Source organism: Rhodococcus sp. NCIMB 12038 (genome assembly GCF_002165735.1).
Classification (GTDB): domain Bacteria; phylum Actinomycetota; class Actinomycetes; order Mycobacteriales; family Mycobacteriaceae; genus Rhodococcus_F.
Map to the genome: position 1 here is coordinate 46,614 of NZ_NHML01000028.1, position 20,983 is coordinate 67,596.

General features: G+C 63.1%; 17 protein-coding genes. 3 read left to right on the forward strand and 14 right to left on the reverse strand.

Annotation, left to right across the window (positions count from 1 at the left end; genetic code table 11):
• The first annotated feature begins 14 nt into the window (after positions 1-14).
• Together CA951_RS32385 and CA951_RS32390 are read left to right on the forward strand one after the other, a co-directional pair.
• Positions 15-2,180 carry a molybdopterin-dependent oxidoreductase gene (locus tag CA951_RS32385; protein WP_087560762.1) on the forward strand — a complete coding sequence of 722 codons (2,166 nt, stop codon included), beginning with the start codon at positions 15-17 and terminating at the stop codon, positions 2,178-2,180.
• A complete protein-coding gene (locus tag CA951_RS32390; RefSeq protein ID WP_087560763.1) occupies positions 2,168-3,874 on the forward strand; it encodes a ferredoxin in 1,707 nt (568 codons plus the stop codon). The genes CA951_RS32385 and CA951_RS32390 overlap by 13 nt, the downstream gene beginning before the upstream one ends.
• Positions 3,875-3,960: 86 nt before the next feature.
• On the opposite strand, the gene CA951_RS32395 is transcribed toward CA951_RS32390, so the two are convergent.
• The 11 genes from CA951_RS32395 to CA951_RS32445 form a co-directional block, all read right to left on the reverse strand.
• The gene (locus CA951_RS32395) at positions 3,961-4,776 is read right to left on the reverse strand and encodes an NUDIX domain-containing protein (RefSeq protein ID WP_087560764.1); all 816 of its coding nucleotides are present in this window, start codon (positions 4,774-4,776) and stop codon (positions 3,961-3,963) included.
• On the reverse strand, positions 4,773-6,452 hold the full coding sequence (locus CA951_RS32400) for an AMP-binding protein (protein ID WP_218780545.1): 1,680 nt from the start codon (positions 6,450-6,452) through the stop codon (positions 4,773-4,775). Before CA951_RS32400 ends, CA951_RS32395 begins: the two co-directional genes overlap by 4 nt.
• A gap of 105 nt (positions 6,453-6,557) precedes the next feature.
• Positions 6,558-7,883: an MFS transporter gene (locus CA951_RS32405; RefSeq protein ID WP_256974184.1), complete on the reverse strand. Its 1,326-nt coding sequence runs from the start codon at positions 7,881-7,883 to the stop codon at positions 6,558-6,560.
• A 168-nt stretch (positions 7,884-8,051) separates the two neighbouring features.
• A complete protein-coding gene (locus CA951_RS32410; RefSeq protein ID WP_087560767.1) occupies positions 8,052-8,843 on the reverse strand; it encodes an enoyl-CoA hydratase/isomerase family protein in 792 nt (263 codons plus the stop codon).
• A 35-nt stretch (positions 8,844-8,878) separates the two neighbouring features.
• Positions 8,879-10,027, reverse strand: a complete 1,149-nt coding sequence (locus CA951_RS32415; protein ID WP_087560768.1) for an acyl-CoA dehydrogenase family protein — start codon at positions 10,025-10,027, stop codon at positions 8,879-8,881.
• Between the two features lie 655 nt (positions 10,028-10,682).
• A complete protein-coding gene (locus tag CA951_RS32420) occupies positions 10,683-11,513 on the reverse strand; it encodes a PaaX family transcriptional regulator C-terminal domain-containing protein (protein WP_179220392.1) in 831 nt (276 codons plus the stop codon).
• A 310-nt stretch (positions 11,514-11,823) separates the two neighbouring features.
• Positions 11,824-12,633 (reverse strand): PaaI family thioesterase, encoded by an 810-nt coding sequence (locus CA951_RS32425; protein ID WP_087560770.1) that lies wholly within the window; start codon positions 12,631-12,633, stop codon positions 11,824-11,826.
• A 101-nt stretch (positions 12,634-12,734) separates the two neighbouring features.
• Complete coding sequence (locus CA951_RS32430; RefSeq protein WP_087560771.1) at positions 12,735-13,631, reverse strand: SDR family oxidoreductase; 897 nt, start codon at positions 13,629-13,631, stop codon at positions 12,735-12,737.
• Positions 13,632-13,660: 29 nt separating this feature from the next.
• Positions 13,661-14,797, reverse strand: coding sequence for an acyl-CoA dehydrogenase family protein (locus CA951_RS32435; protein WP_087560772.1), 1,137 nt, complete (start codon positions 14,795-14,797; stop codon positions 13,661-13,663).
• A gap of 90 nt (positions 14,798-14,887) precedes the next feature.
• Entirely contained in the window at positions 14,888-15,694 is an 807-nt protein-coding gene (locus tag CA951_RS32440) for an enoyl-CoA hydratase-related protein (protein WP_087560773.1), read from the reverse strand.
• Positions 15,695-16,089: 395 nt separating this feature from the next.
• Entirely contained in the window at positions 16,090-16,611 is a 522-nt protein-coding gene (locus tag CA951_RS32445; protein WP_087560774.1) for a thioesterase family protein, read from the reverse strand.
• A gap of 45 nt (positions 16,612-16,656) precedes the next feature.
• Here CA951_RS32445 and CA951_RS32450 point away from each other — a divergent pair, with 45 nt between their 5' ends.
• On the forward strand, positions 16,657-17,208 hold the full coding sequence (locus CA951_RS32450) for a TetR/AcrR family transcriptional regulator (protein ID WP_087560775.1): 552 nt from the start codon (positions 16,657-16,659) through the stop codon (positions 17,206-17,208).
• A 65-nt stretch (positions 17,209-17,273) separates the two neighbouring features.
• Here the strand turns inward: CA951_RS32450 and CA951_RS32455 are convergent, their stop codons facing one another.
• From CA951_RS32455 to CA951_RS32465, 3 genes are all read right to left on the reverse strand, one after another.
• Positions 17,274-18,290 carry a hypothetical protein gene (locus CA951_RS32455; RefSeq protein WP_087560776.1) on the reverse strand — a complete coding sequence of 339 codons (1,017 nt, stop codon included), beginning with the start codon at positions 18,288-18,290 and terminating at the stop codon, positions 17,274-17,276.
• Positions 18,287-19,558: an MFS transporter gene (locus tag CA951_RS32460; protein WP_087560777.1), complete on the reverse strand. Its 1,272-nt coding sequence runs from the start codon at positions 19,556-19,558 to the stop codon at positions 18,287-18,289. Before CA951_RS32460 ends, CA951_RS32455 begins: the two co-directional genes overlap by 4 nt.
• A gap of 129 nt (positions 19,559-19,687) precedes the next feature.
• On the reverse strand, positions 19,688-20,950 hold the full coding sequence (locus CA951_RS32465) for an acyl-CoA dehydrogenase family protein (RefSeq protein ID WP_087560778.1): 1,263 nt from the start codon (positions 20,948-20,950) through the stop codon (positions 19,688-19,690).
• Positions 20,951-20,983 lie beyond the last annotated feature (33 nt).

Here is a 20,983-nt window from a genome sequence, read left to right on the forward strand (position 1 = left end):
ATGAACGGAGACCCGTGAAGCACACGCGAAACTCTTTCTGCAGGATCTGCATCAATCACTGTTCGATACTTGTCGACGTCGAGGACGGAGTCGCGACCGCGATCCACGGGAACAGTCGCAATCAGGTGTACGGCGGATACACCTGTGTCAAAGGACGGTCGCAGCACGAATACCTCCGCCACGCCGATCGTCTCGTGCATTCGCTGGTGCGGACACCTGCCGGCCATGCTCGTCTCCCCGTCGAGCAGGCAATGGACGAGATCGCCGCCAAACTTGCGGACATCCGCGACCGGTACGGGCCGCGGGCAATCGCCAGTTATGCAGGGACGATGGCGCATATCACGACCGCGCCGACGGCGGCGCCACTGCACAACGCCCTGTTCGATGCCCTCGGCTCCGATATGAGGTTCGACCCGAACACTATCGACAAGGGCGGAAAGCAGGTCGCGCAGTCCCTCCTCGGGTATTGGTCCGCTCCGTCCCAAGGTTTCGACGCACCGGAGGCCATACTGCTGATCGGGATCAACCCGATGGTTACCTGCACGGGCTTTCCGGCGGGCTCGCCCAAACGATGGCTCCTGGACACACTTGCCAGGGGTTGCAAACTCATCGTCGTCGATCCACGCCGGACCGATGTGGCACAGCACGCCGATTGGTACCTGCAGGCGGCTCCTGGGCACGACGTTGCGATTCTGGCGGCCATGATCAGGATCGTCATCGACGAGGGTTTGTTCGATCGGGACTTCGTGGCAAGACACGTGCACGGACTTTCGGAGTTGGCCGCCGCGGTGCACGGGTTCGACCCCTACGAGGTGGCGCAGCGGGCGGGGATAGCCGGTGCGGACCTCGTCGCCGCCACTCGCTGCTACGCCACTGCGAAGCGTGGGTACACCATGGCGGGAACCGGGCCGAATATGGCGGGCGAGGGCACTCTGGTCGAGTACCTGGTGCTAGTTCTCGAGACCCTGTGCGGACGCTGGCTGCGCGCGGGCGAGACCGTTTCCGCCTCACCCACGTTGCTCCCCTCCTACGTGCCCGTAGCCGAGGCCAAATCTCCGGATCGCGATTGGGCATTGCAGGGTGAAGTGCGGGTCCGCGGATTGCGTAAGACCCGGGCAGGGATGCCGACTGCAACGCTGCCGGAGGAGATTCTCACCCCGGGGGAGGGACAGGTGCGTGCACTGATCAGCTGGGGAGGCAATCCGGCCGTAGCGTTCCCAGATCAGCGGCGGACAGTCGAGGCGCTCGAATCCCTGGAACTGTTCGTGCAGATCGACCCGTGGTATTCCGCGTCGGCCCGTTTGGCCGATTACGTGATCGCACCGACGATGCCGCTAGAGGCGCCCTCGTCGACCGTGTTTCTCGATGCGCTGGCGGCGAGGGGAACGGGCTACGGGATCGGGCAAGCGTACGCACAGTATTCGTCTGCCGTTGTCGAGCGCCCCGAAGGGTCCGATGTCATCGAAGAGTGGCGGTTCTTCCACGGGCTCATGAAACGACTCGGGTATCCGGTCGAGGTAAACCCATTCGGATGCCCTTCGTCCCCGTCCCGGCCGATCGACGACGACCTGACGACCGACGAACTTCTCGAAATCCTGTCCGAGGGTTCCGCAATCCCCCTATCGAAAGTCAAATCGCATCCTGACGGAATGACACGAACGACCGATCTCCTAACGGTGCAGGCAGGCGACCCCGAAGTGCTCGATCGCCTCGACATCGGCAACGGCCTGATGCTCGCCCAGCTGACAGAACATACCCGCGTAGTCGAGCCGCTTCGGCCGGACCGTCCCTACCGACTCCTGTGCCGACGACACCTTCACGTCTACAACTCCTCCTGCAACATCGATCGAACCCACCGTGGCGTCCCCTACAACCCGGCGTTCATGCACCCCGACGATATGACCGAGCTGGGTTTGTCCGACGGCACGCTCGTTCGAATCAGCTCGGATCTGTCATCCATCACCGCTGTAGCAATGAAGGATCCGGCATTACGAACCGGGTTGGTGTCGATGGCATTCGGTTACGGACCCACTGATGGCGACGAGGAAGTGTGGGCAGTCGGCAGCAGCCCCAGCCGCCTCGTGTCCACCTCCGACAAGTTCGATCGATACACCGGGCAGCCACGAATGACGAACATTCCCGTCTCGATCGAAGGGATCGATGCTCAATGCCGCACGTGATCACCCAGCAGTGTTGTAACGATGCGACCTGTGTGAGCGTCTGCCCAGTCAACTGCATCCACCCAACCCCTGACGAGCCTGATTATGCCCGCGCAGAAATGCTCTACATCGATCCTGCCACCTGTATCGACTGCGGGGCATGCACGGATGTCGACGTCTGCCCGGTGGACGCGATCGTCCCGGATTCGGTCCTGACCCCCGCGACCGCCAGGTACGCGGAACTCAACGCGCGCTACTTCGATGACTCGACACGAACGCAATACAGGCGCGAAAGAGTCGCGCGCGAGCGATCCGACCACAACGTGTCATCGGTAGGCCCGCTGAGAGTGGCCATTGTGGGGTCCGGGCCGAGCGCCTGCTATGCAGCCGACGAGTTGACGACGACACCGGGTCTCGACGTCGAGGTCCACATCTTCGACCGTCTGCCCACGCCGTGGGGCCTGGTTCGCTATGGAGTTGCGCCGGACCATCAGCACACCAAGTCTGCGACAAAGACATTCGAGCGAATGGCTAGTCGACCGGGGGTGTTCTTCCACCTCGGCGTAGAGATCGGGACGCACCTTACGCACGACGAACTGCTAGCCCACCATCATGCGGTCATCTACGCGGTAGGTGCGCCCGCAGACAAGCGACTGGGCATTCCTGGGGCGGACCTGCCGGGAAGCGTGTCGGCAACCGATCTGGTCGGGTGGTACAACGGCCATCCCGATCACGCCGGCCATACCTTCGACCTGTCCACCGAGCGGGCGGTGATACTTGGAAACGGTAATGTGGCGCTGGATATCGCGCGGATCCTCACACGCGATGTACGGGAATTGGCCCGTACGGATATCGCTGGACACGCCTTGTCAGCGCTGGCAGGCAGCGGCATTCGAGAGGTCGTCGTGGTAGGCCGCCGTGATCCGGCGCACGCCGCTTACACGACACCCGAGTTGTTAGGACTGGCCGGGTTGAGAACCGAGGTCGAGCTAGCCCTCGATTGTCCCGCGGTAGAAGCCGAATTCCTCCAGAACGAGATCGATCAGACAGCTTGTTCGCCGACAACCCTGAAGACGCAAGTTGCCGAAGAACTCGCGTTACGACCCGCAGGCGGTGCCACACGTCGGATAGTGCTGCGATACCTGGCCTCCCCAGAGGAGATCCTCGGTGACGATCGCGTTCGAGGTATACGATTGCGGCGCAATGAGATGCTGGCTGATGACAACGGTCAATCTGCCATCGGTCCGACGAAGATCACAGAGGTACTCGAATGCGGACTCGTTGTACGATCGGTCGGCTATCGAGGCCGCCCGATGCCCGGCCTTCCCTTCGACGTCGAACGCGGAATCATCCCGAACCACAAAGGGCAGGTTGTGGATCCGGGTACGGGAGAAACTCAGGTGGGTGTGTACGTGACCGGGTGGATCAAACGTGGTCCTTCCGGCGTCATCGGTACGAACAAGCACTGCTCGATCGAAACGGTCACGTGTCTACTCGACGACCACACTAACGGACGGCTGACGCCTCCAACACGCAGCAGTCGCTCAATCTTCGATCTCGTGCAAGAACGAAAGCCGGATGCGATCGACTACGCAGGTTGGCAGAGAATAGACAAGTTCGAACAGACCATAGGGCAGAGCGAGGGACGCCCAAGGGCCAAGATCGTTGAGATCGACGGCATGTTGGAGGCTGCAGCCACTATCCACTCATGCTGAAACCTGTAAACATGATCGGGACTCATTGCACGAGTCGCGGCGCACTATTCGCTGTCCATCGCCAACTGTGCGAGTCGTGTGGCGTGCTACCACGGTAGTGGCCCGCCGCTTCCGAAATAGCCTTCCTGCCCGGGAAACTCGACGCGCATCCGCACGCCGTCCACGATTATCTGAGGCAGAATCGCCGGAATTTCCGGCGTGACTTCAAGGATCTCGGCAACAGTTCGGTATTCGCTCAGGGTGGTCAGCTGACTCCACGTCGGCGGCATCAGCATGCTTCCGCCGGCGCACCATTGATTGATGGCGTCTTTCGGGGTCTGCCAGAGCACCGCCTCCGCCTCAGTTGTCGCGCCGTCTGCAACTTGCCCCTCCGGTACCGCTGCGACAAAGAATCGGGTGTCGTATCGGCGCTTCTCTCCGATCGGCGTTATCCAATGCGACCAGGGTCGCAGGAGATCCGTCCGGACGACCAAGCTCTCGCGTTCGAGAAAGTCACCGAAGGTCAATTGCTTACTCTCGAGCGCCTTTCGCATGTGTGAATATTGAGAAGTGTTGTCGACGAGGGTGTCCGGAGTCGGACCGGCGAGCAGGACACCGCACTCCTCGAATGTCTCTCGGACGGCCGCCATCACGAGTACCCTGGCCGTAGTCGGGGTCGTTCGGAGCCGATCGGCCCACCATGTGTCTGACGGGCCGGCCCAGGTGCCCCGGGAATGTGCGTCCGTAGGGTCGACGCCACCGCCGGGAAACACTGTTGCTCCTCCGGCGAAAGGCATGCCTTTCACCCGTCGCAGCAAGAACACTTCAACGCTCGAACTGCGCTCGCGTACCAGCATGACCGTGGCTGCGTCCTTGGTGGGTATCACCCCATGCTTGTACGTTGTCGATTGTTCCAACCTCATCGGACAGTTGAAGTAGCTTGTTTGCGCAGAACGAATTTCTGCACTTTGCCGCTGGCAGTCCGAGGTAGCTCGTCGATCGTAAGTACTTTCTCTGGGACTTTCTGTATCGCGACCTTTCTCTTATTCGTCAGAAACGAACGAATATCCGAGACTGACAGCGGTGTCCCATCCTGAACGGTTATGAACGCGCACACTTTCTCTCCGAGGCGCTCGTCGGGGTACGGGACCACGGCGACGTCCTTGATTGCGGGATGCGTGAGGAGGTGCTCTTCGATCTCTCGGGCACTGAGGTTCTGGCCTCCCCGGATGATTATGTCTTTCAGACGACCGGTGACTCGCAGGTAGCCGTCTGCGTCCACTCGCCCGAGATCCCCACAGTGGTGCCAACCTTCGTCGTCGATAGCAGCGCGGGTGTTTTCATGGTCGCGCCAGTAGCTCAACATTGCTCCCGGCCCTCGGTAGCAAATTTCACCTTCTTGACCTGCACCGACTCGCTCACCGACGTGATCGATGAGTTTGATATCGACACCCCGGGCCAAGACTCTTCCATCAGAAGTCGAGATGGTCTCGAGGTCATCGTCCGGATGGCACACCGTCGCCACACCGACCTCGGTACACCCGTACAACGGCAGCAGCGTGCCCTGATTGAAGACCTCCGCAAACTCCATGGCGAGAGTGGTCGGGATCGGAGCCCCGGCACATAGCCAAACCCGCATCGTGGACAGGTCATGCCGACGGGAAGACGGTGTATCGAGGACCATTCGCACGAAAGGCGTCGCTGACGCGGCGGCAGTGCACGCGAACTGCTGAATCCTGGCAAGTGCGATTTCAGGATCCCAGACATCGAGAAGGTGGATCTGTGCACCCGCAATCAAAGGAGCCAGGATTCCGATCTCGATGCCCGTTGTGTGCGCAAGAGGCGAAGGCATGAACATTGTGTCAACCGCGGTGAGTCGGAAGACATCACGAGCGAGGAATCTTGCAGTAAACGCGGCCGTGTTCCAGGTGTGTAAGCACCCTTTGGCGGTCGATTCGGTGCCGGAACTGTAGATGATCGCATGACCTTGATCGGAATGTGGATATGGCCCCAGTTGCGCTGCCAAGGCTGTTGCGGATTGACCCTCTGCCACCGTGTCGTCGATTCTCTCTTCGAAGGAGGAGTCGACGACTTTGGATCGTGCGATTATCAACCGGGATACGCTGGGTGCTTCGCCACGCAGTTCGCGAAACATTGCCGCATGATCAAATCCGCGGAAGTTTCCGGTGGTCAAAACCACTTTCGGTTCCGCCGATTGTAGGATGTGTAGCACTTCGGTGTGGCGATAGACCGGCATGATCGGAACGAGGATTGCGCCGACGCGGTTGATCGCCGCGTAGGCCATGACAAACTCCACCCAGTTGGGCAGCTGTATGGCGACTCGGTCGCCGGCGTGGATGCCGAGTTCGAGCAGGCGGATCGCCAGTCGTGCAGATTGGTTGCTCAGCTGAGCGAAAGTCAACTCACGGACACCGTCGGAGACAGCCCGTGATCCCGGCCGTTCGCGCGCCCATCGATCAACCCACGAGCTCAACGAGTCATCGGCCCAAAATCCCTGATTCCGGAAGTGCGTCGCTGCTTCCGCGCCATATCGGGCCTCGACGGTCCCATGATCGTCGCCAGCCATTGTTGGGGACATCTACTTACCTCTCTGTTCGCGAAGAAGGGGCTGATGGAACGGTTATGGAGCGCTCGACCGTCATCGCAGTTGACATGCTCGTCATCGGTTCCCGCCGGACGTTCTTCAGGTCGCCGAATGCCGGTCGCTGACAGCGGATTTTCTGGTTACGGAGAAAAGGGACAGCAAGCCGATCGCTGCTGTGACTATCACGAAGTAGGCCGGCGCCCGATCGTCGCCGGTCCACTCCACCAGCGACACCGCGATGAGCGGCGCGCTTCCTCCGGCGATGATGACGCCGACGTTGTAGGACGTGGCGACGCCGGTGAACCGAACATTCTGATCGAACAGCAACGGCATCAGGGTCAGGACACCCACCTGGATACCCACGGTGCTGAGCATCATCAGCAGATAGAGGATCGCTGCAGTCAGTAAGTTCAGATTCATCGCTGCCATTGCCGGATAGGCGATAGCTGAGATGAACACAAGACTGACAGCAGTAATTCGTACTCGACCGAATCGGTCTCCGAGACGCCCGCCGACGAGCATCCCGAGGGCGCTGATAACCAGTACGAGGCAGGAAATCCAGTAGACGGCGGTGCGGTCGTAACCGAGCGTCTTGGTCAAGTGGATACTCATATATGTCAGACAGATGTACGCAGTTCCGTTGATCGCCAAGGACAACCCGACGGCCTGGGTCACTGCGCGGCTGTGCGTGCGGAACAGTGTCAGCAACGGCCTGTCGCGCACCGCCGTTTCATCGGGTAGGTAGGTCTCATCCACCCGCCGCCGCGCCCACAGGCATACCAGCATCAGCGGCAGGGCCAGCAGAAACGGGAGGCGCCATCCCCACGAGTTCATTTGCTCGTCCGTGGCGATCAGAGACACTGCACCTGCGGAGGCCGCGGCAAGGCCGAAACCCAGCGTCGAGCCGAGGGGTGTGAAGGCCGCGTACGTGGCCTTGAGGTGGCTCGGGGCGGACTCAGATATAAGAGTCGCTGATCCACCGACCTCACCACCCGCCGAGAAGCCCTGGAGCAGGCGGATGGTAACGAGAAGGACCACCGCCCAGACCCCGGCCTGCTCGTATGTCGGCAGCAGTCCCATCGCAACGCTGCCGATGCCCATGCACATCAACGTTCCGAGCAGCGCACGCCGTCGGCCGAACTTGTCGCCGATGTAGCCGAAAGCGAGTCCACCGAGTGGTCGCATGAGATACGCGGTCCCGAAGACTGCCAGCGCGGACAGGAGCGAAGTTGCCGCGCTTTCCGCGTGGAAGAACAACGGCGCCATGATGATAGCCAAGTAGCCGTACAGGCTGAAGTCGTAGTACTCGATCAGTGTTCCAACACCGCCGGCAATAGCGGCTTTCTTGGCGCGGTCACGCTGTTCGTGATCGGCATCCCGCAATACTGGGTCGATCGGCCTCGAGTCCATAGATTCAGCTTTCATCTGAGAGCCTCTCGTTATGAAATGGGTCAGTTGGGGGCACAGCTGCAGCCTGATTGGAGAGATTCATGTGGTGATCAGGCGGATCTCACTACGTTTAGCTCCTTCCCGACATGAGATGGTCCGTACGGTCCTGCCGTTGGAAGGAACTGGCTCGACGGGACGAATTGGTCAGCGTCCGTGGAAGGCCGGCTTCTGCTTCGACAGCACGGACTGCACGGCGTTCCACCCGTCTTCAGATTTCGTCACGCGTACCATCGCGCGTGCTTCTCGTTCCATCTGCGCCTCGATCGGCTGCTCCCAAGTGGACTGGAGTAGGTTCTTGATCTCACCGAACGCCAGTGTGGGACCGCAAGCGAGCTCCCGGGCAAGCGCCCATGCCTCATCGGTCAATCGGTCGTCGTCGACGACATAGTTGATCAATCCGTATTCGCAGGCCTGTTCGGAGGTCCATGTTTCATTTCTCATCAGGAGTTCCATCGCTCGTCGAACTCCGACGCGATGCGGAATGAAGGTTGTTCCGCCGCCGTCCGGTACCAGTCCGATACCGGTGTAGGCGGCATAGAATTTCGCCGATCGAGCCGCAATGCAAAAATCAGCGGCCGCCGACAGCGCCACGGACCCGCCGACGGCCAGGGCGTGTACCGCTACGACCAGCGGTGCGTCCATTCGCGCGAACCGAGACAGGGCCATGTGTAGGCCCGCTGTCGCGTTCTTGATGAAGCGAGGGAGTTCTGCTTGATCGCGAGTCATCGTCTTCAGGTCGGCGCCCACGCTGAAGTACTTTCCATTGGCATCGAGTAGTACACACCGGACCTCGGGGTTCTCGTCCATCTCGGTGGCGATAAGGCTGAGTTCGGTGTTGAAGCATAGGTCGAAGGGGTTACCGCGTGCCGGCTGGTTCAATGTGATGTGGCCGATGCCGTCGATGATCTCGACGGAGCAGGATTCGGTATCGAGCATGTGTCGTGTCCTTCTCGGTGAATGGTAGGTGAGCATCACGCGGCCAGATGGCCGACGTGTGATCGAGCGATGAGAATCTTCATGATTTGTGCTGTGCCGTCACCGATCTGGAGTCCCAGCAGATCGCGCATCCGCTGTTCAAGGGGCAGTTCCTTCGAGTAGCCGCCATGACCGTGCGTCAGGAGGCAGGTGTTGACGATGTCGTAGGCCAGCTTGGGCCCCCACCATTTGCACATTGCCGCCTCCGCGGTGTGCGGCAGTGCCTGATCCTTCAACCACAGGGTGTAGAGGCACACCAGACGGGCACCGAGAAGATGGGTTTCGGCCTCGGCGAGCGGGAACGTCACGCCTTGGAACGACGCAAGCGGTTTGCCGAACGCTTCCCTGGTGCGGGCATGCTCCCAGGCGTCGTCGAGCGAGCGGCGGGCGACGGCGAGGCATAGGATTCCGAGTAGGGCGCGACTGTAGTCGAAACCTTGCATGACTTGGACGAACCCCTTGTTCGCCTCGCCGAGGAGGTATTCGGCGGGTACCAGCACGTCGTCGAAGAACAATGATCCGCGCCCCACGCTGATGGTGCCGTGGTCGTCGAATCCTGTCTTCTTGATGTTGGAGTTATCCAAGGGGACGAGGAAAGCGCTGATGCCCTTCGCGGCGGCTTCCTTCGTGCCGGTGCGAGCGAACAGGACGCAAAAGTCGGCCTGCGTCGCCATGCTGATAGATGTCTTCTCGCCGTTCAGGACATAGTGGTCACCGTCGCGTCGAGCGCTGAGAGTGAGATGCGCTGCGTCCGAGCCGCCTCGCGGCTCTGTGAGTGCGATGGCCGGTAACAACCTGCCGGACACCATGCCTGTGATCCACGGCCGCACCGCGTCGGGTATTCCGTGCTTCTGCAGAATCTGGCCGAGGAGCGACACCGTGACCGCCACGTATCCGAAGTTCATGTCGTCCGCACACAGCGCTTCGAGAACGAGTCCAGCCGTGACAGCGTCGAGTTCGAGCCCACCATATTCCTCGGCGAGTTCGACCCCGAAGAAGCCGAGTTCACCCATTCGCTGCAGAACATCCCGGTCAAGTCGGCCATCCTGTTCGCGGCGGCGGTAGAAGGGTGCCAGTTCGGTGCGAGAGAACCTCTTTGCGGCGTCTACAAGTGCCTGCTGTGCTTCCGAAAGTGCAAAATCCATTGCTTGATGTCCTTACTCGAGGTCGCGAGGCGAATTGGGTGATGCGCCGAAGGACGAAGCGCGAGATTCGGCTTCAACGCATCGGCAGGTTCACAGAGTCCTATTTGCCGCTTCCGTGGGAGTTTCTTGTAGCTCAGAAATGGTGATCGCTGGCGAGTTGGCGCGTGGTGGCCCGGCGACTGGCTTCGGTGGATCTCAGACACTGAAAGTGTTTTGAACGTGATTTTGGTCTAATAATAGATACCGAGGATGGTCTGTCAATACCCTGACGGCCCGGGCGGTGCGGTTCCTCGGGCCGGCGCTCCAGGTGGACCGCCGGGTGAACGACCGGCTCAATAGTGGGATGCTTGTCGGCGGGTACTCGGAGTTCGGAGAGGAGTCAGGCCCGCATCGGCGCAACCGCTGCGTTGAGTACGGCGCCTGTCGAGGGGTGCGGCTACGAGCGCCGGCGAAGTCATGTCCCCGCCGATGCTGCCGATCTGGGTACCGCAATTCTTGACCTCGGCCAGCGTGCGTCCAGGGCTCCAGCTTCCGAACAGTCCTCGTCCTCGAGCCGGGAGAGCAACGCGGGGTCCGCCCGTAGTTCATGGAAGTACTCGATCAGGGCGGCGACGATTGCGGCTCTGAGGGGTCGCCGTCGAAGTCAAATGTCGGGTTAGCGGCGGAGCAAGGTGTCCCAGTACGTGCGCGCAGGCACGAGCAATGAGTCACGATATGAAAGCAGTCGTGTCGCGTCTTGTCGCCCTGTCCAGTCCGGGCACAGCTCAGAGGGAAGCCATGGATCCTCGGCAACCAGCTTCTGCAAGACCTCGTCAACGTGCAAGAGCAACCGGACCGCATCGGCGCCGGATACGGGTTCAGGAGCGGCATCGAAGAGGCTTGTTGCCGCCCTGTAGCTTCTACTCACCGCGTCGAGATCCCAGGCTTGGCTTACAAGCTGGGCGTCCGACAATCCGATTCCGCTCGCCTCGCCAATGAACGACACCGCTGTCTGATCGAGCCCGAATCGTTGAAGCGCTGTAGAGATTCGCCCTCGCCTGTCCGAGTGAGCTGTGATCCATATTCCCGGCACCGGCGTACCACACCCCACCCAGCTCAAAGTCCGGTACAGCTTCTGCCGTATCACTCTGCGTTCATGCGGCACGGAAACGGCCAACATGAGCCAGCGACCATTCCACTGTCCCGGCTGCGTACCGAGCTGCCGGGCTCGATCATTACCGTCGATGACGAGGTCTTTGCCCGCCTGAGTCAGCAACCATCGGGTACTCCGTCCGTCCTTTTCTCCGGTCAGCACGCCCATCCGCGCGCACCGTGAGATAGCTTGACGCGCTGCGTGTGTGCCGAAGCCCGCATCTGAAAGAACCGTCAGCAACGCCGTAGTCGGCACTGGTTTGCTCGTCGGGTGTACGAGGTCACCGAGGATGCGCAGGAGGACGATCCGAGCACTCCCGTGCTGCATCTCGACCGCTTCGGGGACGACAGACACGGACGGACGAGAAGCGCACATCCAATACATTCTGGCAGAACACGACCCTGCCCGGCTATCGGCACTCACCGTCGTCGACGGCGCCCGCCCGACGTGTCAGCTGGCGGATGCGCTGAACTGCGGTTTCTCACGCAATGACGGTGACCGCTCTCACTGAAATATCGGAATCCTCGAACACGCCCCGCCTCGAGTTGACGGAAGAAGCCCTGCACTGGCGTCAGACGCTCTGGCAATGTCTCGGATCGGATGGCAGATGGTGTCGTTGAGTCAGGACACGTCGGCTCTGCACCGCTCTTGTTTCGTGCGCAAACTAGACACGATGGCACGTGACCGTCGCTGTGGTGCAGGTCTTTCCGGCTCGATTGCGCGCGGCGACCTGGACGACGGCGAAGCTGCGGCCACGGTAAATGACCCGGGGAGCGAAGGTGAGCGGCTCGGTCCCCGGGCATGGGCGCACGAACGCCATGGCGATCGAGGTCGTCTGGAACTCGGGCTCCGGTGTCACCGCGGAGAGACCGGCGATCTCGGAGGCGCACAGGAGGATACCGCCGTGAACGTTGCCGAGCGGATTGCAGTGCGATTCGGCGGCTTCCAGTTCCAGCCCTGCGGCGGCATTGTCCCGCCGGTGGTGGGCACCGAGCAGTTCGATGATCGAGGACGCGCTCGGTACGATGGGTGGCACGTAGTCGTCCGCAATTCCGGTCGTTATCTCCGCGGCGACGAACCGGAGCCGAGCGCTGGCGATGGCCACCACCCGCCCGGACTCGTCGACGACCCGGCCGGTTGCCAGGCCGCCATCCGCGTCGGATGAGACGACGCTGCTCTCCGCATGGAGGATCGAACCGTCGACCGCCGGGCTGCGTGCGAAGTCGAGGTGAAGTTCCGTCGTGACGGCCCAATGTCCGGCCGGGATGCGGGCGGCGATCGGGTATCCCGTGACGTCGTCCATCAGGACGCCGAGAGCGCCACGGCACGGCAGGCCGCGTTCGTCGGACATCCACCGTCCGGTCTGCATCCGAGACTTGCCGTGAGTGGCGTCGCCGATGACGGGAGCCACACGGAACAGTGCTTCGGCACCCGCCGAGATGAACGGAAGTGCCTGGAGATTATCGGTTGTCATGTCTCTTCCGGCGGATACGGCGCGGACTACGAGCGCGCATGAGAAAGGCCTGCCGGCCGGGACTTGTCGTCACCGACTGGCAGGCCCGGTCTGTGAGGGGGTCAGACTCCGCGCTGCGACTTGGCGGCTTCGCTGGCGGCCTTGCTCTTTTCCCGGGCGGTGGCCCAGTCCTCGTTGCTCATCGATGTCAGGCCGGCGAAAGTGCCGGGGCCGGCGAGCATCTGGCCGCCGTCCATGGCGATGGTCTGGCCGGTGAGGTAATCGCAGGCATCCGACAGCAGGAAGATGGTGAGGTTGGCCAGTTCCTCCATCGTGCCCATCCGGCCCATCGGCACCTGGTCGGCCTGGGTCGCGCCGACGGCACTCTTTTCGGTCGGGTTGAGCATCTCCCACGCGTAGTCCGTCGGGATGGGTCCCGGGGCCAGGGCGTTGAGGCGGATCCCGTAGCGCGCCCATTCGACGGCGAGCGACATCGTCATCGAGTGCACGGCGGCCTTCGCCATCGCGGACGGGACGACGAACGCGGATCCGCTCCAGACCCAGGTGGTGAGCGTCGACAGAACGACGCCCTTGGTCCCGCCTTCGATCCAGCGGCGGCCCGCGGCGTGAGTGGTATTGAACGACCCGTTCATCACCGTGGAGGTGACGGCTTCGAAGGCACGCGGGCTGAGTGATTCGGTGGGGGCGATGAAGTTCGCGGCAGCGTTGTTGATCACGCCGGTGAGCGGACCGTGGAGCGTCCAGATCTCGTCCATTGCGGCCGACACGAGATCTGCCTTGCGCACATCGACGGTCTGCCAGTGGACCGAACCCGGCCGGGAGACGGACGCCTCCGCCGCGGCTTCCTCGAGTACGGCGGGACGGCGGCCCCACAGGTGGACTTCGGCGCCGTGGTCGACGAGGTGGCGCGCGACACCGCGGCCGAGTCCGGTGCCCCCGCCGGTGATGAGGACGCGCTTGCCCGCGAGGGCGTCGGAGGTGAAGGGAGTGGTGGTCATGCGATGGTCCTTACGATGGGGAACGAGGGCTACAGGCCCAGGCTCTTGCTGATGATCTCACGCTGAATCTCGTTGGTACCGCCGTAGATCGGTGGTGCCAGAGAACGGCGAACCTGCTCCTCCATGCCGTACTCGCGGGTGTAGCCGTAGCCGCCCATCATCTGCATCGCCTCGAGTGCGGTCTTCTTCGCGATCTCGGTACATCTCAGCTTGGCCATCGAGCCCTCGCGGTTGAGGTTGTCTTCCTCGCCCGCGTCGATCCGCTCGGCGACCTCGTACACGAAGGACTTCGCGAAGGCGATGTCCGTGGCGAGGTCCGCGATCCGGTGCCGGATGGCCTGGAAGCTGCTGATCTTCTGGCCGAACTGTTCACGCTCGGTGACGAACGCGATCAGGTCGTCGAGCGAACGCTGGGCGCCGCCCAGTGCCATCGTCGCGATGATGAGGCGTTCGACGCTCAGTCCGCGCATGAGGTGGCGCCACGCCTGGTTCGGTGTGCCGACGACTGCGCTCGCCGGGACCGCGACGTCGGTGAAGTACAGGTCGTTGCAGGTCCGGGCTTCCATGGTCTGGATTTCGTGGATCTCGAGGCCCGGGGCGTCGGCAGGCACCATGAACAGGGTCAGGCCCTGGTGCTTGTTGCCGGAGGAGTCGGTCCGGGCCAGGAGCAGGATGTGCTCGGCGACGTGGGCCGCGGAGATCCACGTCTTCTGCCCGTTGATGACGTAGTGGTCGTCGACCAGTTCCGCCTTGATCCGGACGCCACCGAGATCAGAGCCCGCGCCAGGCTCGCTGAGGGCGATCGCCTCGAGTTTGCCGGCGGCCATGTTGCCGACGATGGTGCGCTTCTGCTCGTCGGTGCCGTAGCGAAGATAGGTCTGCGCGGCGGTGAGACCGGTGGAGTAGGCGGTGATGGGTGCGAGGCCGCGGGCGGATTCCTCCAGGAAGATGCATTCCTCGACCATTCCGGCCCCGCCCCCGCCGAACTCCTCCGGCGGCGAGACGGCGAGCCAGCCGAGACCCGCGAACTTCTCGAGGATGAGGGGGCTGTTCGCCAGTGTGCCGCCCTCGGTCAGCGCGTCCCGTTGCTGGAGGGTCTTGCATTCGGCGGCGCAGAACTCGCGGACGGCAACCGCGAACTCCTGTTGCTCTCGGGTGAAACGCATAGCTGCGGCTGCTCTCTCGCGTGAGGGGGAGGGTTTCGATCGGCGCGGCCGGCGGGAGGCGAGGCGCGTACGCCCCGCCTCCCCGGACGGTCAGGCCCCGCGGAACTTGGAGAAGTCGGGCTTGCGCTTCTCGTTGAACGCGCTGATTCCCTCGATGGCCTCGGCGGACTCACCGAACAGCTTGAGCGTCGAGTAGGCCATGTTGCCCTGTGCGATGAAGTGCTCGGTGTCGGCGTTGAGCGACTGCTTGAGTACCTTCAGCGCCGTCGGCGAGAGCTGCAGGATCTCGTCGGCCCATGCCCGGACCTCTGCCCGCAACTGGTCACCGGGCACCACCTTGTTGACCAGACCCCAGTCGAGGGCCTGCTCAGCGCTGTAGCGGCGGCACAGGAACCAGATCTCACGTGCGCGCTTCTCGCCGATGGCCCGTGCCAGGTAGCCGGTGCCGAGGCCGGCGTCGAACGATCCCACACGCGGCCCGTTCTGCCCGAAGATCGCGTGGTCGACGGCGATGGACAGATCGCACAGCAGGTGCAGCACGTGGCCGCCACCGACCGCGACACCGTTGACCGCGGCGATCACGGGCTTGGGCACGTCGCGGAGCACGCGGTGCAGAGCCTCGACCTCGAACAGACCACTGTCGGACGGGCCGTAGTCGCCGGTCTCCATCCGCTGCTTCTGGTCGCCACCCGAGCAGAACGCCTTCTCCCCGGCGCCGGTGAGCGCGATCGCCCCGACCTCGGAGCTGCCCCATGCCTTCTTGAACGACTTCACCAACTCGTCGACCGTCCGCGCACGGAACGCGTTGTACCGCTCGGGCCGGTTGATCGTGATCCAGGCGAGTCCGTTCTCGACCTCGTACGTCACATCCGTGAAGTCACTCGTGAAGTCACTCATCGACCTGTTGGTCCTTTCGTGTCGCCCGCGGAGCGTGAGCCGCCCGCGAAGTTCTTTTGGTCTTACCTTATGACAAAGGTAGCGCTGATAACGAGCGTTTTCAAGAGCGGGGGCGAAAAACGCCTGTACCTGCGGTGATGGATTCGCGTGTCTCTGCAAAAAGTGGGAATCGGCGAAAATTGACTCGCACGGAGCCCGTGGGACGAGCCGCAGTGGGCTCCCGGGCTTCAGGACGTGCTTACCTGCTGAATTCGATTGGTCACGAACATAATTGGGTGCACGATGGTCACAGACGCGCTGCTTCTGTGCTCACGCACCCCCTGTCGGCACCCGTAGCGAGTGCGAGAACCGAGAAGGTGCGCGTCAATGGATGATCGGAGCTCGGTCCGACGCCGTCACCGCGCGGCCCTGGCGCGGACGCCCATCGCGCCGCACACCGGGGCCGGCCAGTCGACGTCGATGCCGGCCAGTTCCCGGTCGACGGCGTCCGCGACGTCGGCCGCGAACGGGACCACTCGGCGGCTGGTGAGGTCGACGTGGGTCGCGGTGACCTCGAGGGTGCTCGCGAGGCGTTCGGTCGTGTCGTCGACGAGAAACGCCATCGCGTGGACTACCTTGTCCGAGCGTTCGACGATCTGCGCGTGCACCGACACGCGGTCGCCGACGTGGACTTCGGCGTAGTAGCGGATGTGATGCTCCGCGGTGAAGAACCCCTGGCCGCGGGTGCTGCGGTAGTCGTCGGTGATGCCCATCCGGTCGAACACTTCCGCGATCGCCTGCGCCTCGAGGTCGAAGTAGTGGCGGATGTTCATATGGCCGTTCTCGTCCTCGTAGGCGGACGGAATGAGCACGGGCCCGCATTCGCGGGGCAGTGCAACCACCTGGAGGTATGAGGGGATTCCGGCTGGTGACGTCATCGGCTCATAATAACGATCGTTAACAACGAGTGCTAGGATGCAGGTGTGGACCGGAACAGGAAGATCCTCGACACCGCCGCAGAGCTGTTCTACGAAAAAGGCTTTCACGGGACGAGTGTCGATGAACTGGGCTCCCGTGCCGGTCTGAGCGGTCCTGCCATCTATCGTCATTTCTCGGGCAAGGACGAGATTTTGGCCACCCTGTTCGACGAGGCGATGGACGAGTTGATCGGCGCCACCGAACCGGTGCACGAGGACGCGGAGCTCGATCTCCAGCGGATGATCCGCCACCACGCGCTCTATGCTGCCCGGCACCGCCATCTCGTGAACGTCAGCCAGCGTGAAGACCGGTCGCTGGTCGATCCGTGGCGGAAGGCGATCAACCGCAGGCGCAAGCAGTACGTCCAGGGGTGGGAGGCCGCGGTGGCGCGGTCGATTCCCGCCGCGTCACCGGCGGAGGTTTCGGTGGCAACCCAGTCCTGCCTGGGCATGATCTTCTCGATCGCGTACTGGCCCGCCAAGGTGACCCGCACCGCCGGGCTGGCCGACCACATGGTGCGGATGGCCAGCGAGGGACTGGACGCTTTCCGGCAATAGCGCACTGCGAATAGCACTCTGCCCCTGCATCTATCGGTAGATGCAGGGGCAGAGTCGGCTTCGGGCTAGGTCGCGATGCTGGAGCGGTACGTGTAGGACGACGACCGCGACAGGGCGAACTCGAAGATTCCGTAGCCGGTCTGCCCGTTCCACTCGAACGTGCAGCACCGGTCGGTCAGGGCCGAGTCGAGGGTCGTCGGCCCCACGGATCCGTCGAGCGGATAGACGTCGAACTCTTCGAAATCGCGGCCACGGACCTTGCCGTGGTGTCCGCCGTAGCCACCGCCCGCCATGTAACCACCGCCGGCGGAGGCGTCCGCACCGATGCGGTAGGTCTCGCCGCCGGCCGTCACGACCTCGACCGTCCCGCCGGTGAGGTCGTTGCCCGCGGCGAACGCCAGGTCGTGCCGGACGTCGGTGATGTCGTCGAGTCGGCCGTCGTCGTGCATGACGGCGCCTTCCAGCAGAATTCGGCCACCTCGACGGTCCTCGACGAGAAGGAATCCGAACGTGCGGTCGGGGAACTGCGCCTGGTACCAGATGTGCAGGCCCTGTCCACCGGACATGGTGCGTACCCCGCGGGAGCGGTCCCGCAGGCCGTACCACCCGCCGACGTCGGTGGTGGTCCCGTCGAGGGTGAGAGTGCCTTCGTAGCGGCCGGGCTGGAAGAGATGGTCGAACGACGTGACGTTTCCGTCGGTGTTCTCCACATCCACCGATCCGAGCCAATACGGGGCCCGGGCGCGCCAGACCAGGTCCAGTTCGAGTCCGGTTTTGTTCTCACCCAGCTGGATTCGCCAGGCCGTGTTGTCCTCGAGCGTCTCCCACTTCAGCGGCCCGACGGAGGCGGCGTCGGTCGCGTCGTGCTCGGTGGAGAAGCGCAGGTTGCGCTGCTCGGTCTCCGTGGTGAGGACGACGAAACCGTCCACGACGTTCCGCGGTGGATAGACCCCGGCGCCGAGGATCACCGACGGCGCGGTATTGCCGTCCGGATGAAGGTTGAACATGAACCGGTCGAAGAATCTCTCCGGCATGTCAGCGGCGGCCCCGGTTACCAGGGCGTCGTGGAATCCGTCGGTCATACGTGCTCCTTCTGTTCTACGGTCTCATTGTCGGCGCCGATTTCGCGGTGGTCCAGCGTGAAGCGGTAGGAACCCATCATCAGCAGGCACGCGATGGCGATGGCGACCAGGACGATGATCGGAAGCGCGCCGGCACTGTAGGAACCGGTGGCGCCGTAGACCTGCCCGAGCAGGAAGATGCCGAACGCCGACCCCTGCGCGTACAGGAAGTAGATGAATCCCAGCACCCGACCGTAGGAGTGCTTGGGGAAGTACCGGCTCACCATGTATGCGGCGAGATCGCCTTCCGACCCCAGGCCGAGGCCGATCAGGACGGCGCCGAGGAACAGCATTCCTACCTGCGTCGACGTGATCATCAGGAAGACGCCGACCGCGCACAACGCGAAGATGATCGAGCCGATGGCGGGCGCGTAGAACCGGTCCAACAGGTAGCCGACCAGCAGACGGGCGGAAACCGACGCCAGGCTGAGGACGGACAGGATCGAGACGGCGGTGCCCTGGCTGATGCCCTTGTCGGTGGTCATGGGGACGATCTGCGACATCAGCCCGAACGTGGCCGACGAGACGAAGAAGATGGCGATGGAGAGCAGCCAGAACTGCCGGTACTTTCTCGCCACGGTGAGCAGCGATTCCCCGGCCATCCGGCCCTGCTGACGCGCGGCTATGCGCTCGGCCTCGTGTTCGGCAGGCATGCGGGTGACGAAGGCGTAGACGGCGGCCGGGATGACCGTGCACAGGGCGCCGATGACCAGGAAAGCCAGGCGCCATCCGCCGATGCCGAGCATCCAGTTGGCCAGATACGGCATCAGCACACCGCACGAGCCGAGGCCCGCCATGAGGATGCCCAGCGCCATGCCGCGACGGTCCTGGAACCACGCACTCACCACGGTCGAGTGCGCGACCGGGTTCACGGCGCCCGCTCCGGCGCCGATCACCACACAGAGCAGGTAGAAGGCGAGTTGATTGTTCGGGAGTACGGACATCAGCATCAGGCCGATTCCGAACGCCAGCGACATCGGAACCGAGGGGATCTTGGGCCCGTACCGGTCGATGAGGAAGCCCAGGATGACGATGCTGATGCCCACCAGCACCGTTTCGATGGACAGACCGTTGCTGATGACGCTTCGTTCCCAGCCGAACTCCTGGGTCATGGGCTTGCCCAGGATGTTGAACAGAACGTTGACCGCCGTCGTGCCGAACAGCAGAGTCAAAAAGCCTGTGACGACGTACCACCAGCGGTTCAGGTGCCGCGTGGACGCTGTGCTCATGGGAGCTCCTGTCGATCGATGTCGATGGTCGAACAGTGGACGTGGGGTGCGGGCGAGCCACGTGAGTGGCGCTCGTCACAGCATGGAAGCATATGGACAGTCCAAATGCAAAGGACAGACCAAAAACCGCTATGTGGTTCCCCCAGCCGGTCCTCTCGTTGATCCGAAATCGAACATCCTGCTCGCGATGCGACGCAGCTGGAGCTCGTCGGTGCCCTCGGTGATGCGGTACCGCCGATGGTGGCGGTAGATGTGCTCGAACTGCTTGTGGCGGGTGTAACCGACGCCGCCGTGGATCTGGATCGCACGGTCGGCCGCGCGGCACGCGAGCTGATTGCTGCGCAGGTTCACCATCGCGACCTTGTCGGAGACGGCCGTCTTCCCGAGTTCGTCCATCATGGCCGCGGTCTTGTAGATGGTGTTGCGGATCAGCTCGGCGTCGGTCTGCAGTTCCACCAGCTGCCACTGGATGCCCTGGTGTTCGTGCAGCGGCTTACCGAAGACGACCCGCTCCTGCGCGTACCGGACACTCTCGTCGATGCAGTACTGCGCGGCGCCGAGCGACGACGCCGCCTGCCGGATGCGATTCTCGTGGACGAACAGCTGCGCGCAGTCGAGACCGCGGCCGACCTCGCCGACCACTGCGCCCGCCGGGACCCGCACGTCGTCGAGATGGACTTCCGAATGGTCGCTGGGCATGTTGAACGTCCAGTGGTTGAACGGCACGGAGAACCCGGGCGCATCCGTCGGCACCAGGAACGCGGTGATCCCGTCCGCCTTACCGGCCTGCCCCGACGTGCGCGCGAACACGAGGTCGACCTCGGAGCAGTCGACGAGACTGTTGAAGCGCTTCGCCCCGTTGATGATCCAGTCGTCACCGTCGCGGCGGGCCGTCGTCTCCAGGTACGTCGCGTCGCTGCCGTGCCCAGGCTCGGTGAGACCGAACGCGATCTCGATGTCGCCGCGGATCAGCGGTTCGAGGTACCGCTCCCGCTGCTCAGCGGTGCCGTATTCGTGCAACACGAGCGCGAGGGGGAGGTTCGCGACCACCGAGGCCTCGTCGGCGTGCGGGAAGTGCAGACCCGAGCCCCGGGTGAGGAGGTGCTCGCGCACGACGGCCATCGCGAGGTTGCTCCCGTCGTTGCCGCCGAGCGCCCGGGGCAACGGGAACCGGAAGAACCCGGCGGCGTCGGATCGGCGCCGCGCCTCGAGCAGCAACTCACGCCAATCCTGCTTGGGGAACCCGTCCCGTTCCCAGTCCGTGCGGGCGTACTCCCGGCGGTGGTCGAAGAACTGCGGGTGCTTGGCCTCGAGCGGGGTGATCTCGCGATCGATGAACGCGTCGAGGTCGGTGACGAACTGCTGCACATCGTCGGGAATGGTCCAGTCCATGGGGCGTCCTCCGCTTCGGTTTCCTGATGTATC

Bases quoted from the DNA above. Each gene is read 5' to 3' on its own strand.
- CA951_RS32445 (WP_087560774.1), bottom strand. From the start codon at position 16,611: ATGACGTCACCAGCCGGAATCCCCTCATACCTCCAGGTGGTTGCACTG.
- CA951_RS32400 (WP_218780545.1), bottom strand. From the start codon at position 6,452: ATGTCCCCAACAATGGCTGGCGACGATCATGGGACCGTCGAGGCCCGA.
- CA951_RS32465 (WP_087560778.1), bottom strand. From the start codon at position 20,950: ATGGACTGGACCATTCCCGACGATGTGCAGCAGTTCGTCACCGACCTC.
- CA951_RS32410 (WP_087560767.1), bottom strand. From the start codon at position 8,843: ATGCTCGATACCGAATCCTGCTCCGTCGAGATCATCGACGGCATCGGC.
- CA951_RS32405 (WP_256974184.1), bottom strand. From the start codon at position 7,883: ATGAAAGCTGAATCTATGGACTCGAGGCCGATCGACCCAGTATTGCGG.
- CA951_RS32395 (WP_087560764.1), bottom strand. From the start codon at position 4,776: ATGAGGTTGGAACAATCGACAACGTACAAGCATGGGGTGATACCCACC.
- CA951_RS32460 (WP_087560777.1), bottom strand. From the start codon at position 19,558: ATGAGCACAGCGTCCACGCGGCACCTGAACCGCTGGTGGTACGTCGTC.
- CA951_RS32455 (WP_087560776.1), bottom strand. From the start codon at position 18,290: ATGACCGACGGATTCCACGACGCCCTGGTAACCGGGGCCGCCGCTGAC.
- CA951_RS32440 (WP_087560773.1), bottom strand. From the start codon at position 15,694: ATGAGTGACTTCACGAGTGACTTCACGGATGTGACGTACGAGGTCGAG.
- CA951_RS32430 (WP_087560771.1), bottom strand. From the start codon at position 13,631: ATGACCACCACTCCCTTCACCTCCGACGCCCTCGCGGGCAAGCGCGTC.
- CA951_RS32390 (WP_087560763.1), top strand. From the start codon at position 2,168: ATGCCGCACGTGATCACCCAGCAGTGTTGTAACGATGCGACCTGTGTG.
- CA951_RS32415 (WP_087560768.1), bottom strand. From the start codon at position 10,027: ATGGATTTTGCACTTTCGGAAGCACAGCAGGCACTTGTAGACGCCGCA.
- CA951_RS32435 (WP_087560772.1), bottom strand. From the start codon at position 14,797: ATGCGTTTCACCCGAGAGCAACAGGAGTTCGCGGTTGCCGTCCGCGAG.
- CA951_RS32425 (WP_087560770.1), bottom strand. From the start codon at position 12,633: ATGACAACCGATAATCTCCAGGCACTTCCGTTCATCTCGGCGGGTGCC.